The sequence below is a fragment of the Nitrospirota bacterium genome (assembly GCA_016212215.1).
Lineage (GTDB): Bacteria > Nitrospirota > 9FT-COMBO-42-15 > HDB-SIOI813 > HDB-SIOI813 > JACRGV01.
The window spans coordinates 24,774-38,008 of record JACRGV010000131.1 but is presented as its reverse complement, the minus strand read 5'-3'; the positions used below and the strand labels follow the sequence as shown (position 1 = coordinate 38,008).

Below are 13,235 nucleotides of genomic sequence, written 5' to 3'. Positions count from 1 at the left end.
CTCCCTTTTTGAATATTTCTTTCTTGCAATTTTGCTACATAATAAAAAAACGGCTAATTTTACCATAAAATCAGAGTGTATAAAAAGATAAATAATTTGTTGATTAGAGTGGCTCAGGAGGGGGTTACGGATGAAGGTAACAAAATCCTCCAATATCAATTTTACTTCCAGATTTCTTTGAGAGCGATAATCAGGTCAGGAAACAGAGAGGGTCTGAACTCTTCTTCTCCCGCAATGCTGGTTACAAGATTAGGCTCTTGCAAAAGTTATAACTTAAGTGGATTTTTTTGATGAAAAATTGCTCTCCTTTTGGTAGAATTTGTTTTGCATAAAACACCATACAAAAGGATAGCCGATGAATCAGAGGCGACATTTTCAAGGGCAAGAGCCTCAAATAGAGAATCTATCAAATCAAAATCAAAAACTCTCCCAAGCCCGAGATTTGCTTTTGCCCTGGCTGATGAGCGGAGCGATTGAGGTGTAACTTATGAAAAAAAATAAACAGGTTGTTCCACAAAACAGCTTCACGGAGTTTTTGCTCTACACCACGCCTAATGGCAAGGTGAAGGTAGAGATTTTTTTACACCATGAAAATATATGGCTGACACAGGCAAAGATTGCTGAACTTTTTGATGTGGATCGGTCCGTTATTACGAAACATCTTATAAACATTTTTGAAAGCAGAGAGTTACAGGAAAATTCAGTATGTGCAAATTTTGCACATACTGCCGCTGACGGCAAGAGCTATCAGACAAACTTTTATAACCTCGATGCTATCATTTCTGTAGGCTATCGGGTTAATTCGCAGAAAGCAACCCAATTCCGTATATGGGCAACTCAGGTGCTGAAAGAATATATAATCAAAGGCTTTGCCATGGATGATGAGCGGCTTAAAAATCCCAATAACATCTTTGGGCAGGACTACTTTGAAGAGCAACTGGCCCGCATCAGGAATATCCGCAGCAGCGAGCGAAGGTTCTATCAAAAGATTACTGATATATACGCACAATGCAGCGCTGATTATAATCCGAATACAGAAATCACTAAACAATTCTTTGCCGTAGTACAGAATAAACTGCACTTTGCCATAAGCGGGCAGACTGCAGCGGAAATCATTGCTCAAAGAGCCGATAGCAAAAAGCCGAATATGGGTTTAACCAGTTGGAAAAACAGCCCCAAAGGTGCAATCCGCAAAACCGATGTCAGTATTGCAAAAAATTATCTGGATGAAAAAGAATTGAACCTGCTCAACCGGATTGTTACCATGTACCTTGATTATGCGGAAATGCAGGCACAAAAAGGCATCATCATGTATATGAAAGACTGGGTAACTAAGTTAGATGCTTTTTTGCAGTTTAATGAAGAGGATATTTTGAAAGACAGTGGCAATGTCAGCCATGAGGTTGCAGTAGCACTGGCGGAAAGCGAATATGAAAAATACAGGATTGTTCAGGACAGGCTGTTTGAATCTGACTTTGACCGTGAGGTAAATAAATTATTAGAGTCTAAAAAGAAAAAACAATGACCTATTTTAACGAAGATACATTAGTTCAGCAGACAACCGCAGATTACCTTCGGGACCATCTCGGATGGGACACTGTGTATGCCTATAATCAGGAAACCTTTGGCCGTGATGGGCTTTTAGGAAGAAATTCAGACAGGGAGGTGGTGCTCACGCGATATTTGCAACAGGCGATTATAAAGTTTAATCCCAATCTTCCGGAGACTGCTTATGATGAAGCCGTGCGTCAGGTAAAGGATTATTCACAGAGCCAGTCCTTGCTTGCCATAATTATGACAAATACAGACTGTTTAAAGACGGTGCGTTAGTTTCCTTTCAAGGCGTAAACAAGGAAAGGAGACAGATGAAAAAACCTTTAACAGACTGGTAACCCGCATAAAAAAGGGGCTGCCGTATATCGAGATAATAAAACTTACAGATGATGTGTCAAAGAAAACAGAGGAAATTGTATTACTTTCAGCTACACGCACCCTCGATGCCATCCATATAGCCTCAGCATTATTATTTCAGGAGTTAACGGGAGTCAATCTCACTTTCGTTACATCTGACAAAAGACAAGAGGAATCTGCGAAGAAAGAAGGATTAAAGACAATCTTTGTATGATAAAGTTCACGCCTTTCCGAATTTCTTTTCGATCTGGATGCCGATTGATTTGAGGAATTCGTTGGGGAGTTCTCCGCCGGCGAAGATGTAGATGTAATCATTCGGGATTACTTGTATATCTTCTACGACTGCAATTTTGATCTCTTTTTCGCCTATCTCTTTGACATTTGAATTCAACATGACCTTAACCAGTTTATTCGCAACGGCCTCGTCAAGGCGACTTTTGTTTGCGGGTTTTATGCGGCTGAATGCATCTCCCCTGTAGCTAAGTAAAACTTTATTGCCCGGCTGTTTAGACAATGAGACCGCTGCTTCAATAGCGCTGTCGCCGCCGCCTACTACGAGAATGTTGTGGTTCTGATGCTGTTCCGGGTCAGATAACCTGTATGCAACTTTCGGCAATTCCTCACCCGGTACGCCCAGTTTCCTCGGTGTCCCTCTTCGGCCTATTGCAAGGACTACTTTTTTTGTAATGTACTCGCCTTTTGTCGTTATAACCCTGAACTTCCCATCTTCCTCTTTCAAACCCTTCATCTTTTCAGCAACATTAATCTTCAGGCCCGTCTTATCAATAACGCTCATCCAGAGTTCTAAGAGGGCCTCTTTAGTCGTCTCGTTCAGTTTCACTTTTCCGTACATCGGCAGGTCAACAGGGGATGTCATGACAATCTTGTGACGCGGATAGTGGAATACAGTGCCTCCAATATCCTCCTGTTCAATGGTAAGAAAATTCAGATTATGCTTCACCGCTGCTAATGATGCGCCTATGCCGGCAGGACCTGCTCCGACAATCAGTACGTCATAAACACCCTTGTCAGCCCCTTTTGCCTCTTTGAGTCCGCACGCAATATATTCCACAGCTTCCCGGCCCTGTGTGATTGCATTCTTTACGAGTCCCATACCCCCAAGTTCACCGGCAATAAAAACACCTTTGATATTGGTCTCAAAATTCTGGTTTACATACGGTATCTCAACCCCGCGGGTCTCTGTACCGAACACGAGGGTAATCGCACTGACAGGACAGGCCGAGGCACAAGCCCCGTGCCCGATGCAATGGGAGGCATTGATCAGCTTACCTTTCCCATCTGCAAGGCCCAGTATGTCTTTTTCAGGACAGGCGGTTACACACGCACCACTGCCGATGCACTTTGCAGGGTCAATGTAAGGGTGAATATGGACAGGCTCATGCAGGCCATATTCCTTTGCCTTTGTTATCTTCTTCTCAACCTTTTTGGATTTTTTTCTGTGACCGGCTAAATAAGCCCCGATGGAGCCTGCTACTAAAACGACTGAAATGACGGTTGTTAAAATACAGACACCTCACCTTCTGCCTTCAAGGGATTTAACAAGAGTGAGTTCATCGGCATATTCAATATCACTGCCGACCGGTATACCGTAGGCAATACGGGTTACGTGTACCTCAAAAGGTTTCAGCAGGCGTGTAAGATACATGGCGGTCGCCTCTCCTGCCATGTCAGGATCAAGGGCAAGTATTACCTCTTCGATTGCATCCTGTTCAACTCTCTTTAATAATCCGGCAATCTTTATATCATCCGGGCCTATCCCATCCAAAGGGGATATTGTACCTAACATGACATGGTATAAGCCTTTGTAACCGCCTGTACGTTCGATTGTGTAAAGGGTGCTTGGCTCTTTCACAACAAGTATCTTTTTCCTGTCCCTGTTAGAATCACTGCAAATACGGCACGGGTCTTCTTCGGTAATATTATTACATACTGAACAGAATCGGATATTATCCTTAACTGCAATAATAGCCTCTGCTATCGCCTTTGCATCATCCGCATTTGCTTTTAATAGGAAGAAAGCAAGCCGCTGAGCAGTCTTCTGGCCAACGCCTGGAAATTTTTTCAATTGCTCAATTAAATGATTAAATAAATTGTCTTTCATCCGGAAATCCTCTACGGCGGGGTAAGAAAACCCCGCCTATCCATTTCTACGAGGATAGGCGGGACTTTCTTGTCCCGCTGATTTTCATGGCCCTTTGTGAACCCTCGGCTCATATGAGTTCACCCGAAAATCCTTTTCTTAAAACAGGCCAGGGATATTCATCCCCATCCCGCCTGTCATCCCCTTCATCTCTTCTGCCATCATGTCCTTTGATTTTCTCAATGCCTCATTAGTTGCGGCGAGAATAAGGTCCTGAAGCATATCCACGTCATCAGGATTTACTACATCCTTTTCAATTTTTATTGAGAGCACCTCCTGACGGCCGTTTGCAGTAACTGACACCATTCCGCCGCCTGATGATGCTTCTACTGTTTTATTAGCCGCCTCCTCCTGAATCTTTGCAAGCTGTTCCTGCATCTTCTGGGCCTGCTTCATAATATCACCGAACATCTTCTTTGACATTTTTCTCCCTCCTGATAGTATATTCTTATTTCTTGCTTCTGACTTCTAACTTCTTGCTTCTAACTTCTCCGTTAATTAATCTGCTTTTTATTCCTTAATTCTACAAGTTCTCCGCCTAAAATATCAATTGCCTCCTGAACAATAGGGTCTGAGAATGCATCATCCACCTCTTCCTGTTGTTTTTCATGTGCTGTGGCAACATACTCTTCATACGCCGGTGCAGGGTTGTTCTCTGTTTTATCTGACGCTGTAGTAAATCTTATCCCGCTGACTCCCTGCATATAACCTTTAACAACTTCAAGGATATAGTCTTTACTATCCTTCCTGTCTAATAAGGTTATGAACACAGAAGCGCCGCCGTTAAAACCGATAGTCAGTATCCCTTCAGAAATTCCAAGCGGTATACTCTGCTCAATATAAGAGCCAAGGCTCGGCTTTCGCTCTAATATCCTTCCCACTATGCTCTTCCATACTGATTTTAAATCACTTTCATCTTTAATAGGCATGGCCTGATTATCTGATGTTTCCTGCTTGTTTTCATCAGAAGATAACCCCATCCCCACCCTAACCCTCCCCTTGAAGGGGAGGGAATCTTCATCGTCCTTTGTGAGTGGTACACGCATAGATGCTTTACCCGAAAATCCCTCCGGCGTGGTTGGAACACCTCGCCTATCCACGCCTAAATTGAGGATAGGCGGGACATTCTTGTCCCGCTGATTTTCACCACCCTTTAGACCCATTGGCGGCACACCGGATACCATACGATGTTCTATATCCTGTAATTTTGCAAGCAGGTCATCTACAGGGACAACCGGCCTCATGTTTGATGCCTTTATCACAGCCATCTCAAGTGAGAATCTCGGATATGGGAACCAGCGCATCTCTTCAAGGGCGGATGAAAATATCCCGAACAGCCTCTGGAAATCTTCAATAGGAACACCTTCTGCCAATTTTGAAGCCGCTGCAATTTCTTCTGACGGGAGGTCTATCACATCCCCTCCAACCCCAAGTTTTATCATCGTAAGATTTCTTATATGTTCAACAATATTAAGGAGGAACTGCTTGATATCATAGCCGCCGTCTGATAACTCTTTTAATATGTTCAATGCCCCTGCTGAATCTTTGTTAAGAATGTGTTGTATAAGATGGACTGTAAGATGCTCCGCCGTACCAAGTATCCACGCCACATCCTCATCAGTGATATTTTCGCCGGTATAGGCAATCACCTGATCAAGAAGGCTGAGTGCATCCCTCATGCTTCCGTCAGATGCCCTTGCCACAATAGAGAGTGCGGATTCACCGGCCTTGATACCCTCCTCATGGAGGATGAATTGAAGCCTCTCCATTATCTCCTTATAACTAATCCTGCGGAACTGGTAGGTCTGGCACCTTGAGTGTATTGTAGCAGGAATCTTATGAGGCTCTGTTGTGGCAAAAATAAAGACAATGTGTGGAGGCGGTTCTTCCAGTATCTTCAGCAGGGCATTAAATGCTGAGGTAGACAGCATGTGGACTTCATCAATTATGTATATCTTGTAGCGGCCTCTGAGCGGGGCATACTGAGCATTCTCCTGAAGCTCCCTTATATTATCCACACCTGTATGAGATGCACCATCTATCTCTACTACGTCTACTGCATAACCTCCGGTAATCTCATGACAGGATTGACACTTCATACATGGGATTGCGGTCGGGCCTTCAGCACAGTTTAAAGACTTGGCAAGTATCCTTGCCACAGTAGTCTTCCCGACACCTCTGACCCCTGAGAATAAATAGGCATGGGCAATACGTTCAGACTTTATAGCATTTTCAATTGTCTTTGATACATGCCCCTGGCCGGTAAGTTCCTGAAATGTATTTGGACGCCACTTTCTTGCGAGAACCTGATAAGACATTGTTAATTAGTAATTAGAAATTAGTAGTTAGTAACGGGGAATGTGTTTTTACTCATCACTCATCACTAATCACTTTCTTTTAGTATCTCCTCTACGCAGTTGAGACAGGACAAGGGAAATCTGCGGCACACACGGAGATTTACTTACCGCTGCTTCCTTCCGGACCTGACGGGGTTCGTAAGTCCGTGTCGCACAGGCCCCAGCCCCATACTCAACTGCATACAAGAGACAGTGAATAGTAAATAGTGAATGGCTATCAGCCATTTGCTATCAGTGAAAAATGGCAACACCATTTTTCCTGGCGGAGAGGGTGGGATTCGAACCCACGGTACCGTTGCCAGTACACATGCGTTCCAGGCATGCCCCTTCAGCCGCTTGGGTACCTCTCCAATCCAACATGTAATTTTAGGGGAAATGACCTTGCAGGTCAAGCAGTAAATTTTAACGGCAGGTTTGAGGCAATAGGTGATAGGCAGTTAAGTTGCTGCCATCTACGTCAATTCAAAATTCTAATTGTGTGTAGGTGTCAAGAAGATTACGAAAACAGGTACCTTTTTTTCTTTATATTAAATAATATACCGAGAGAAAACAAGGTAGTAATTAAAGAGGTGCCGCCGTAGCTCATAAGGGGCAGTGGTATTCCCACTACAGGGACTATCCCAAGGGTCATCCCGATGTTTATAAGACAGTAGCATGTAAAGAGACATACCAGACTGCTGCCCATCAACATCCCAAGCCTGTCTCTGGACTTTATTGCTGTATCCAATCCCCATGTTATCAGACCAAGGTAGAGCAACATGAGCACTGCAAGACCTATGAATCCCCACTCTTCAGAAAATACTGAAAAAATGAAGTCTGTGTGCCGCGCAGGAAGGAAATTCAGGTGACTCTGTGTGCTCTCAAACAGCCCCTTTCCCATGAATCCACCGGAGCCGACAGCTATCTTGGATTGAATGATATGATAGCCTGTGCCCCTAGGATCAGCCATTGGATTTACGAATGTCATAAGACGTATCTTTTGATACCCTTTTAGACTCTCCCAGAATAACTGCCAGAGGAAGGGAAATGTCATTATCCCTATCAGCATTGAAAGACCAAAAAACTTTGAACGTATCCTTACAAGATATATAAGCCCCAATGATACAAATGTTATTACAAGGGCTGTTCCAAGGTCAGGCTGTTTCAATACAAGCAGTACCGGAATAGCAATAACAACCCCGGGTATAAATAACTCTTTAACAGTATAACCATACCTGGCAGGATAATCGGAAAAATATCTTGTTATTGCAAGTACAGTCGCCAGTTTTGCAAGCTCTGATGGCTGGAATGAGAAGCCTCCTACAGACAGCCACCTCTGTGCACCGAAACCACTTCTCCCAATAACCATTACGAGAACCAGTAATAACAGTGATACTGCATATAATGGATATGCATATTTTGCAATAGTCTGGTAATCTATGGTTGCCCCGGCAAAAAAGAATACCATCCCTATAGCAATCCAACCTGCCTGTTTATAATATAAAGGTATCCCCCCGCCTGAACTGTTGTAAGTAGCACTGAATATAGTTAATACCCCTATAAAAAGTATTACAGCAATTATTGCCAGCGCCTTCCAGTCAATTAAAGCTAATGGATTTTTTTTAAGCACACCCTCCCCCTAACCCCCTCCCGTCAAGGGAGGGGGGATGAACTTAGCACCCTCCCCTTGAAGGGGAGGGAATTTTCAGAGTTCACCCCCACCCTGCCCCTCCTCCGTCAAGGGGGAGGGAATATTCATCCGTTATCTTACCTCTTGCTTCTTCTTACTATTCACTATTCACTCATCACTATTCACTGTCTTAAAATATTCCTCAATTATCTTCTTAGCCACCGGTGCGGCAGCGCTGCCGCCGTGTCCGCCGTGTTCCACAAGCACAGAAACGGTTATCTTTGGTTTATCAACGGGTGCAAATGCGGCAAACCATGCATGGTCATTCAGACCGGTGACGGACTGCCTCCCAACAGCCTGTGCCGTTCCTGTCTTACCTCCAACATCAATCAGATAACTTCTGGCAGCCCCTCCTGTGCCCCCGGGTTCATTCACAACCCCGTGTAAGGCGCTCTTTATATTTTTAAGGGTAGACTCCTTCATATCAATCTTACGTACCTCAACAGATGAAAATTCATAAGTCTTTTTCTCCTTATCAGAGATTATGCCTTTAAGCACCCTCGGCCTTTTTAATGAACCGGAATTGACCACTGTGTTTACCATTACAGCCTGTTGTAAAGGGGTCACTGAAAGATACCCCTGTCCAATGGCTACTGATAAAGTCTCCCCGGCATACCAGCGTTCCTTTCTGGCATTAAGTTTCCATTGTGTGGAGGGGACAAGACCTTTCTTTTCAGAAGGGAGATCAATCCCTGTAGGCTCTCCAAGACCGAATTGCATTGCATAATTTGCAATTGTATCAATCTGCATACGGTTCCCAAGCTGATAAAAATATACATCACAGGACTGTGTAATCGCCTTATGCAGATCAACTGACCCGTGGCCGACTGATGTCCAGTCCCTGTAAAACCTGTTACCGAACTGCATCCCGCCGCTGCATGCTATTCTTCCGCCCGGGTCAATATACCCCCCCTCAAGACCTGCGGTAGCCATGAGTATTTTAAAGACTGAGCCTGGAGGATAAGTACCCTGTATTGCCCTGTTGTTTAATGGATGACCAGGGTCTTCAGCAATCTTTTTCCATACACTAGGCAGTAGCCTCCTTGACAAGACATTAGGGTCATACGCCGGGTGACTGGCCAATGCAAGCACCTCTCCTGTATCTGAATCCAGTACAACTACGGCCCCTCTCCTGTCCCCAAGTGCATCTTCAGCAGCACGTTGTAATCCTATATCTATTGCCAAAACTATGTTATCCCCGGCTATTGGTTCAGAAATATCCAGTATCTGACGTTCATGGCCGGATGCGTCTACTTCAATGTTTTTTCTGCCGACCCTGCCCCTGAGCAGGCTATCGTATTCCTTCTCTATACCATTCTGCCCGATTATTCTTCCGGGCAGTTCAGATGAGTAATCAACTTCCCTGAGCTGAGACTGCGAAACCTCTCCTACATAACCTAACAGATGGGCTGCAAGGACATTATTGGGATACTCACGCCTTCCTTCAATGATTGTTACAACCCCAGGCAGGTTCCAACCCTGAGACTCAATCAGGGCAACCTCCCTTATTGATATGTCTTCTTTTATTAATATAGGAGAGAAAGGGTCATAATTTTTTGCATACTTTATCCTCTCTTTAATCTCTTCAAACGAAAGATGAATTAGGGGTGATAATTTTCTTATAGTCCTGTTCAGATTTTTTGTGTCGGCAATAACAATGCCTGCATCAAATGAAGGGACATTCTTCGCCAGTATCTCTCCATTGCGGTCATATATAATGCCCCTGAGAGGAGGCATTATAACTGTCCTGACACGGTTATCTTCTGAGAGTTTTCTATAATATGACCCTTTGATAATCTGCATGTGCCACCCACGAAAAAGGACAATAGTAAATAAAAGGATAATGAATGTCCTGAGATATTTTATTCTCTGTTGTAACCCCCTGTTCTTATCCTGAAAATCTGTCATTTTACAAATGACTCCCATCGTGATACAAGAACCCTCTTCTGCCTGAAAAGAAGAAGGTAAACAATCCCTCCGGCTATTCCGTCAAAGACAGCCTGAGGTATTGCTATATAAAAAAGGTCATCAGGAAATTGGATTGTTCCAAGAAACGTGTATGCAATTAATACTATGATACTTTGAGCTAAAGACAATAAAAATAGTACCCCTGTATGCAGCATAAATCCGTGATGTAGTACCCATCTTTCTATGACCCCTGCGAGGTATCCTGAAAAGAACTTTGTAAAGATGTTATAATAAACAGGACCTCCTGATATTACATCCATTATAAAACCAATAACTGCCCCGCCGATTCCACCGAATATGTCGCCATAGCCTAACCCCAGAAAATATACTGCAATCAGCATAAAATCAGGTCTTATACCGTGCACCACAAAAGGATTCAGCACACTCCCCTGGAATGCAATAAGGGCTGTTATAGAAATAAACCATAGAATTAGTTTCATCCGAAAATCAACCCCATCCCCACCCTAACCCTCCCCTTGAAGGGGAGGGAATTTTCGTCCGACATCTTATTTCTTACTTCTTGCCTCTTACTTCTCGCTTCTCACTCATCACTATTCACTAACCACTAATCACTGTCTTTTAACATCCTTTCAATCTCCGGCGCCGGCGGGGTTTTTAATACCATTACTTCTCTAACTTTTGATAAGTTCACTCCCGGCAGGACTTCTATTGAATGAAACATGGCATTTTTGGGGGTCTCTATCTTGCTGATGCTTCCTATAACTATCCCCTCAGGAAAAACGCTGTCGGTACCGGATGTCAGGATAATATCCCCTTTCAGTACATCAGAAGTTATTGTTATATAATTAAGTCTTAATGGACTACCGCCTGCCCCTGCTACAATACCCTCATCTCTTGTCCGCTGGATCAGACCGGCGACTGAACTGTTCCTGTCAGAAATCAGGAGCACCCTTGAGTACGAGGGTGTCGTCTTTATAACCCTGCCCACAACCCCGTCTTCATTTATCACCCCCATGCCCGGCCTTAATCCGTCACGCTCACCTTTATTTATTACTACCACACTCGACCAGCTTGCGGGGTCTTTAGCCGTTATACCTGCAATAACATATTCCTTTTTTATCGTATCTTTAAGCCTCAGAAGCTCCAAAAGCCTGTCAGCGGCAAGGGCCTTTTCCAGCATAACTATTTGTTCATTACGGAGTCTTTTATTTTCTTCAAGAAGTCTCTTGTTATCTTTATTCACATTTGTAAGTGAAATGTAACCGGACCAGACTGAAGATATACTATTAAATATTGACGTGAAACCCGACTGGACTACGTTGATGGAAAAGGCAAAAGGTCTCTCAAAAAAGTAAAAACGAGGTGCGCCTTTTATTTCAGGGGATAACAGGACAAATATCCCTATCACCAGAAAAAAGGCGGCTAATATCTTTTTGTTTACAGCAGGAAATCTAAACATACCTGCCCGGTATTAAATGACATTATTAATGGCGTGCATACCAGCAGACTTCACTGTGAATATACAGATACCTTCCTTAAAAGTTCAATCTCTTCCAGCACCTTTCCTGTACCCATTACAACTGTAGTCTTTGGATTTTCAACTGTGATGATCGGCAGATTCACCTCTTCCCTGATCCTCAAATCAAGCCCCCTCAGCAGAGAACCGCCGCCCGCAAGTACAATTCCGCGGTCTATTATATCTGCTGCAAGTTCAGGTGGTGTATTCTCAAGGGCTATCTTCACTGCATCCACAATTGCCCTGACAGGTTCTTCAAGTGCCTCGCGTATCTCATCACTGTTAGCCTCGAGTGTCTTAGGGATTCCGGATAAAAGATCCCTCCCTTTTATAGCCATAACACGCTTTTCCTCAAGAGGATATGCTGAACCGAGTTCTATCTTTATCAACTCAGCCATGTGGTCACCAAGAAGGAGATTATACTTCCTCTTGATATATGACAGTATTGCCTCGTCCATCCTGTCCCCTGCAACACGCACAGAATCACTATAGACTATACCGGCAAGGGAGATAACTGCAATATCAGTGGTGCCTCCGCCTATGTCAACAACCATATTTCCTGAGGGCTCTGTAATAGGAAGACCTGCACCAATGGCAGCGGCTATCGGCTGTTCTATAAGATAAACCTCACGTGCACCTGCAAGCTCTGCTGAGTCACGCACAGCCCTCTGCTCAACCTGCGTAATGCGCGAAGGGATACCAATAATAACACGCGGACTGACGAATGCCTTTCTGTTATGCACCTTCGTAATAAAGTGGCTTAACATCTTTTCCGCCACGTCAAAATCAGCAATTACGCCGTCTTTTAGCGGCCTGATAGCAACAATATTGCCGGGCGTCCTTCCCAACATTCTCTTTGCCTCAGCACCGACTGCCAGCACCTTTCCGGTCTTTTTATCAATAGCAACTACAGAAGGCTCATCGCATACTATACCCTTACCTTTTACATAAACAAGCGTATTCGCCGTACCGAGATCAATTGCCAGATCCGTCGAAAACCATCCAAGGATGTCACTTAACAATTTTTGTACCTCCATTCTCAACTACATAAGTTTTTGCCAGCTCATCACCTATCCTCAACCCATTTTCATTCCCAAGTATAACAAGACCTTCTATTGAGAAGATAATAAGTGTCAGCAGCCACCCGACATAAGGAATAAAAAAAAAGATATACCCTGCACTCATAGTTAAGTTCCGCAGTATAGAGTCTTTATAAGTACACAGATCTCCATCTGCTTTAATAGTTTTAATGCCTATCAGCTTCTTGCCGAGACTCCTCCCGTCAAAGAATCCGTCGGCTATCAAAAGGTATGTCAGGCCGGCAAAAAATCCCACCGGTTGCAGCAATTTTGAAAACGCGGCTGCAACAATGATGTCAATAATCTTTGCTATAAATCTGTTAAGGATATTTGCCTTACTGTACTCAGGAGAATCTGCCTCAACTACTGCTTCGGGGTTCCCGGGATCCAAAAATAACTCCCTTCAAAAGGTATCCGCCTTTTTAAACCGCCGGACTGAATAATTTATCCCATGGTTTTTTCAGGAGGAAACCTAAAAAACAATCTGTGTATTATAACAGAGTATTAATTTATATTTCAACAGCAATTCTTGGTAACAATATTTCTCCCTTGTGAATGCGGGACAAGAATGTCCCGCCTATCGCTATAGGATGGGTTTTCTAACCCCGCTGTA

The 13,235-nt window shown here is 43.8% G+C and carries 14 protein-coding genes, 1 tRNA gene and 1 other RNA gene; 4 read left to right on the top strand and 12 right to left on the bottom strand.

Going from position 1 to position 13,235, the window contains the following annotated elements; genetic code table 11:
• Positions 1 to 309 precede the first annotated feature (309 nt).
• The 4 genes from HZA08_12060 (at position 310) to HZA08_12045 (ending at position 2,125) form a co-directional block, all read left to right on the top strand.
• Positions 310 to 477 carry a hypothetical protein gene (locus tag HZA08_12060; GenBank protein ID MBI5194155.1) on the top strand — a complete coding sequence of 56 codons (168 nt, stop codon included), beginning with the start codon at positions 310 to 312 and terminating at the stop codon, positions 475 to 477.
• A 10-nt stretch (positions 478 to 487) separates the two neighbouring features.
• Complete coding sequence (locus HZA08_12055) at positions 488 to 1,525, top strand: virulence RhuM family protein (protein ID MBI5194154.1); 1,038 nt, start codon at positions 488 to 490, stop codon at positions 1,523 to 1,525.
• A complete protein-coding gene (locus HZA08_12050) occupies positions 1,522 to 1,830 on the top strand; it encodes a hypothetical protein (GenBank protein MBI5194153.1) in 309 nt (102 codons plus the stop codon). Before HZA08_12055 ends, HZA08_12050 begins: the two co-directional genes overlap by 4 nt.
• Positions 1,831 to 1,945: 115 nt before the next feature.
• On the top strand, positions 1,946 to 2,125 hold the full coding sequence (locus HZA08_12045; GenBank protein ID MBI5194152.1) for a hypothetical protein: 180 nt from the start codon (positions 1,946 to 1,948) through the stop codon (positions 2,123 to 2,125).
• Between the two features lie 6 nt (positions 2,126 to 2,131).
• Here the strand turns inward: HZA08_12045 and HZA08_12040 are convergent, their stop codons facing one another.
• From HZA08_12040 to HZA08_11985, 12 genes are all read right to left on the bottom strand, one after another.
• Positions 2,132 to 3,436: an NAD(P)-binding domain-containing protein gene (locus HZA08_12040; protein ID MBI5194151.1), complete on the bottom strand. Its 1,305-nt coding sequence runs from the start codon at positions 3,434 to 3,436 to the stop codon at positions 2,132 to 2,134.
• A gap of 9 nt (positions 3,437 to 3,445) precedes the next feature.
• On the bottom strand, positions 3,446 to 4,033 hold the full coding sequence (recR, locus tag HZA08_12035; GenBank protein MBI5194150.1) for a recombination protein RecR: 588 nt from the start codon (positions 4,031 to 4,033) through the stop codon (positions 3,446 to 3,448).
• A 138-nt stretch (positions 4,034 to 4,171) separates the two neighbouring features.
• Positions 4,172 to 4,495 carry a YbaB/EbfC family nucleoid-associated protein gene (locus HZA08_12030; protein ID MBI5194149.1) on the bottom strand — a complete coding sequence of 108 codons (324 nt, stop codon included), beginning with the start codon at positions 4,493 to 4,495 and terminating at the stop codon, positions 4,172 to 4,174.
• A gap of 71 nt (positions 4,496 to 4,566) precedes the next feature.
• Positions 4,567 to 6,390 carry a DNA polymerase III subunit gamma/tau gene (gene dnaX, locus HZA08_12025; GenBank protein ID MBI5194148.1) on the bottom strand — a complete coding sequence of 608 codons (1,824 nt, stop codon included), beginning with the start codon at positions 6,388 to 6,390 and terminating at the stop codon, positions 4,567 to 4,569.
• Between the two features lie 106 nt (positions 6,391 to 6,496).
• An RNA gene (ffs, locus tag HZA08_12020) (signal recognition particle sRNA small type) lies at positions 6,497 to 6,595 on the bottom strand.
• Positions 6,596 to 6,689: 94 nt separating this feature from the next.
• Positions 6,690 to 6,779 (bottom strand) — tRNA-Ser (locus tag HZA08_12015).
• A gap of 146 nt (positions 6,780 to 6,925) precedes the next feature.
• On the bottom strand, positions 6,926 to 8,038 hold the full coding sequence (gene rodA, locus HZA08_12010; GenBank protein ID MBI5194147.1) for a rod shape-determining protein RodA: 1,113 nt from the start codon (positions 8,036 to 8,038) through the stop codon (positions 6,926 to 6,928).
• Positions 8,039 to 8,206: 168 nt separating this feature from the next.
• Positions 8,207 to 10,006, bottom strand: coding sequence for a penicillin-binding protein 2 (gene mrdA, locus HZA08_12005; GenBank protein ID MBI5194146.1), 1,800 nt, complete (start codon positions 10,004 to 10,006; stop codon positions 8,207 to 8,209).
• Complete coding sequence (mreD, locus tag HZA08_12000) at positions 10,003 to 10,506, bottom strand: rod shape-determining protein MreD (protein ID MBI5194145.1); 504 nt, start codon at positions 10,504 to 10,506, stop codon at positions 10,003 to 10,005. Before mreD ends, mrdA begins: the two co-directional genes overlap by 4 nt.
• A gap of 125 nt (positions 10,507 to 10,631) precedes the next feature.
• A complete protein-coding gene (gene mreC / locus HZA08_11995) occupies positions 10,632 to 11,486 on the bottom strand; it encodes a rod shape-determining protein MreC (protein ID MBI5194144.1) in 855 nt (284 codons plus the stop codon).
• A 50-nt stretch (positions 11,487 to 11,536) separates the two neighbouring features.
• Positions 11,537 to 12,580: a rod shape-determining protein gene (locus tag HZA08_11990; protein MBI5194143.1), complete on the bottom strand. Its 1,044-nt coding sequence runs from the start codon at positions 12,578 to 12,580 to the stop codon at positions 11,537 to 11,539.
• A complete protein-coding gene (locus tag HZA08_11985; GenBank protein ID MBI5194142.1) occupies positions 12,555 to 13,013 on the bottom strand; it encodes an RDD family protein in 459 nt (152 codons plus the stop codon). Before HZA08_11985 ends, HZA08_11990 begins: the two co-directional genes overlap by 26 nt.
• Positions 13,014 to 13,235 lie beyond the last annotated feature (222 nt).